Source organism: Proteus sp. G2609, from assembly GCF_963896135.1.
GTDB lineage: Bacteria > Pseudomonadota > Gammaproteobacteria > Enterobacterales > Enterobacteriaceae > Proteus > Proteus mirabilis.
The window spans coordinates 1-3,952 of sequence record NZ_CAWQNB010000016.1 but is presented as its reverse complement, the minus strand read 5'-3'; the positions used below and the strand labels follow the sequence as shown (position 1 = coordinate 3,952).

General features: G+C 41.9%; 5 protein-coding genes and 1 pseudogene. All 6 read left to right on the top strand.

Annotated features, from left to right (window positions below):
* Positions 1–1,056 (top strand): RHS repeat-associated core domain-containing protein (locus AACV01_RS04930; protein WP_202611856.1); only part of this gene is annotated, 1,056 nt, incomplete at its 5' end.
* Positions 1,057–1,491: a hypothetical protein gene (locus AACV01_RS04925; protein ID WP_161682511.1), complete on the top strand. Its 435-nt coding sequence runs from the start codon at positions 1,057–1,059 to the stop codon at positions 1,489–1,491.
* A gap of 317 nt (positions 1,492–1,808) precedes the next feature.
* Positions 1,809–2,366 (top strand): annotated as a pseudogene (locus tag AACV01_RS04920) (RHS repeat-associated core domain-containing protein); the annotation flags it as partial.
* Positions 2,367–2,632: 266 nt separating this feature from the next.
* Entirely contained in the window at positions 2,633–3,118 is a 486-nt protein-coding gene (locus tag AACV01_RS04915; protein ID WP_161682508.1) for a pentapeptide repeat-containing protein, read from the top strand.
* Between the two features lie 495 nt (positions 3,119–3,613).
* A complete protein-coding gene (locus AACV01_RS04905) occupies positions 3,614–3,886 on the top strand; it encodes a hypothetical protein (protein WP_237584994.1) in 273 nt (90 codons plus the stop codon).
* Positions 3,843–3,952, top strand: a 110-nt coding sequence (locus AACV01_RS04900; RefSeq protein ID WP_337247707.1) for an RHS domain-containing protein, incomplete at its 3' end; no start/stop codon positions are given. The genes AACV01_RS04905 and AACV01_RS04900, both read left to right, overlap by 44 nt.

Here is a 3,952-nt window from a genome sequence, read left to right as displayed (position 1 = left end):
ACACAAAATCAGCTGACCGCATGCTTTACACCGAAAGGGGATTGTTGGCACTATACTTATGATGCTTTTGGTCGACGTTTGAGTAAAACCAAAACCGTTGACAGTGACTTAGCCCATATAGACCCATTATTTCCGCAGATTAAGCCTAAAATCACCACGTGGCGCTATTTATGGTCGGGAGACCAACTGATAGAAGAAACGCCGATATATGCCGATGGCACTCTTGCTAATGCGCAACAAGTTCAATGGCTGTATCAACCCGGAGAGATAACGCCTACCGCGCGCTATCAACAGGGTAAACTGCACTATGTGGTCACCGACCACCAAGGAACCCCGCGAGAGATATTCAGTGAAGGCGGGCAAGCCAGTTGGGCAGGACGGCTGAATACATGGGGCCAAATGCAGTTTTGGCGTTACCGCGAGGGCAAGGCGGAGAATGACCCTAATTACACCGAATGTCCTTTTCGCTTTGCGGGGCAATATGAAGATGAAGAAAGTGGCTTGTATTATAATCGCTTTCGCTATTATGATAAGGAAACAGGGCAGTATCTTTCTCCAGACCCCATAGGGTTATTAGGTGGGTTTAATCCCTATGGGTATGTGCATTGTCCGACGGGATATATTGATCCGTTTGGTCTTAGTGGCTTTTTTACAGGTTCTACTTTTACAGGCCCTTCAGACATTACTTATACGGTCTATCAACAGCCTATTGACTGGGATTTAAAAGTTAATACACGAGATGGTGTAAAAACAAATCTTCAAATAGTTCTCGAAGATGGTCGAAGTCCTATGGTGGTAAAAGATGGGAAATATTCAGTTGTAAGCCTTCACCATTCTAAACAAAATGGCTTGGGGCCATTATTTGAGTTATCAACTGAAACGCATGTTAAGTATCGCTATACTAATGCATTGCATCCTTACTTGCCTGGAAGTCACCTATCTAACCCAGTGGATCGTGATCTTTTTGAGGCAGATAGAAAAGCTTACTGGAAGCAAAGAGCCGAAGAAGAAGTTAATCGTAGAAAGCTGATCGATTGCTGTAAAAAAGGAGGGTAAATGTTAACACCTAAATTAGTTGAATATTTTAAAAGTAAAAATTGGTGGTTTGATGAACCTTCAAGTGAATACCGCGATGCTTTGTTAAGTATTGATGTTGATATTGACTCTGATTTTGCACAGTTTTACTTACATGTTGAAGATTGTCCAACATTTTTAGGCCAAAATAGAGAGATCTATCAGATTGGTTGGTTTTTAATTAATAGTAATGATTATTTATTAATCCTGAAAAGTACTCATGATGTTCTAAAATTACCTAAAGAATATTTGCCATTAGATAATTTTGAAGGTGAATACGGATATTTTTATAATCAAAAAACAGGTGAAGTTATTGGCCTAGGTTTAGGTCAAGAGCTGCGGGATTTTATAGCAGGCAAATTAAAGCCACAATGGCCTAGTTTTAATGATTTTTTAGAGTTTTTCTTTGATGTTTAAATTAATAAGTCAGTCCAATAGTTTTGTGAACTGACTTATTGTTAAGAGCCGCTCAGCTTACTCTTGAGCCGCTAACATACTCCACCATCAGCTCGCGCATGGTGTGTTTGATGGCACTGAGCTGCGCTTGCTGTTGCTGATTTTGCTGCTTAATCGCTCGAATGTCTTCGCTGCCCAGTATCAACACCAAATATCCGTTTAAAATTTTGAAGGTAAAGGTGAGACTTGTCTCAAAACCTGCGTCTTTTAGCCACAGTCTCTAAGGGGGGGTACAGTTTTGTTATCGCTCCTCCGTGTATAATAGAGCGTGGCGCTCTTTATGGTCGGGAGACCAACTGATAGAAGAAACGCCGATATATGCCGATGGCACTCTTGCTAATGCGCAACAAGTTCAATGGCTGTATCAACCCGGAGAGATAACGCCTACCGCGCGCTATCAACAGGGTAAACTGCACTATGTGGTCACCGACCACCAAGGAACTCCGCGAGAGATATTCAGTGAAGGCGGACAAGCCAGTTGGGCAGGACGGTTGAATACGTGGGGCCAAATGCAGTTTTGGCGTTACCGCGAGGGCAAGGCGGAGAATGACCCTAATTACACCGAATGTCCTTTTCGCTTTGCGGGGCAATATGAAGATGAAGAAAGTGGCTTGTATTATAATCGCTTTCGCTATTATGGTAGGGAAACAGGGCAGTATCTTTCTTCAGACCCAATAGGGTTATTGGGTGGGCTGAATCCGTATGGATATGTGCATTGTCCGACGGGGTGGGTTGATCCGTTTGGGTTGGCGGGTGGTAAGGGGAATAAGGGAGCCCCAAAAACTATTATAACCAAGGGGGCAGATGTAACCCCTGAAACCATACAGAATGCCTTGAAGGGTGACACTATGCAGACCGCTCAAGGAGCTGTTTCTTTACCTATGGTTCAACGCTATGTAGACCGTTTAATTAAAGGCGATATAGCTCCACCGATAAAAGTTGATGGTAATATTATTGTTGAAGGAAATCATAGATATGTTGCAGGTAAAGTATTTGGTAAATTGCCTGAAACAGTACCTGGTACATTATCTCCTAGCCAGGCTGCACGCGTTAAACCAATGTCTGAAACTAAAGTTGATACTTTTGATTGGGGAGGTAAGTAATGGTGCTAATCAGGTTTGAATCAACAAATGTGACCAGAGAGATAAACGTAAATAGTTTAGATGGCTTTGATTTTACTAATGATTTATTACATACGGCCATTTTTGAAAAATATTCATTAAAAAGAGCCATCTTTAAACAAGCTAATTTACGTGGTGCAAACTTTGCTTATTGCTTATTAGATGAAGCTAATTTTACTGATTCATTATTGATGAACTCTAATTTCATGGAGGCTTCTATGGTAAATACAATATTAGTAGATTCCAAACTTGCAGGCGCCTTCTTTTTAAATGCTAATTTAGAAAAAGCAAATCTTAGTGGTGCTGACTTATTTGCTACAAATATGAATGGCGCAAATTTGAAAGGTGCAAATATGAATGCGAGTAGAATCAGTGATGCTACATTTGTTAATGCAGAGTATGACAATGATACAATGTGGCCTGATAATTTTTCCCCTATAAAGGCTGGAGCTAGATTTATTATTTAACCACATCATATCTATTCATTTTACGAAGTTGAGTAATCGAAATAATCTATAGCCAGAAGATCTTCCAATCTTCTGGCTTATTTATTTTTAAGAGCTGCTCAACTTATCCTTTAGCTGCTGATATACTCCGCCATCAGCTCGCGCATCGTGTGTTTTATGGCACTGAGTTGCGCTTGCTGCGGTTGGTTTTGTTGTTTAATCGCTTGGATGCCTTCACTGTCCGGTATCAACACCAAACACCTGTTTTAAGATTTTCACCGTAAAGGTGAAAACTGTTTCAAAACCGGCGTCTTTTAACCACGGTCTCTAAGGTGTATTGCGGGCGGTGGTACAGTTTTGTTATAGCTCCTCCACATAATTAAAAAAATTGTCCATACACGCGGTTTTCGTCCCAGAGAATGGCGCTATTTATGGAATACACAAAATCAGCTGACCGCATGCTTTACACCGAAAGGGGATTGTTGGCACTATACTTATGATGCTTTTGGTCGACGTTTGAGTAAAACCAAAACCGTTGACAGTGACTTAGCCCATATAGACCCATTATTTCCGCAGATTAAGCCTAAAATCACCACGTGGCGCTATTTATGGTCGGGAGACCAATTGATAGAAGAAACGCCGATATATGCCGATGGTACTCTTGCGGTGTCTCAGAAAATCCAATGGCTGTATCAACCCGGAGAGATAACGCCCACCGCGCTATCAACAGGGCAAACTGCACTATGTGGTCACCGATCACCAAGGAACCCCGCGAGAGATATTCAGTGAAGGCGGGCAAGCCAGTTGGGCAGGACGGCTGAATACATGGGGCCAAATGCAGTTTTGGCGTTACCG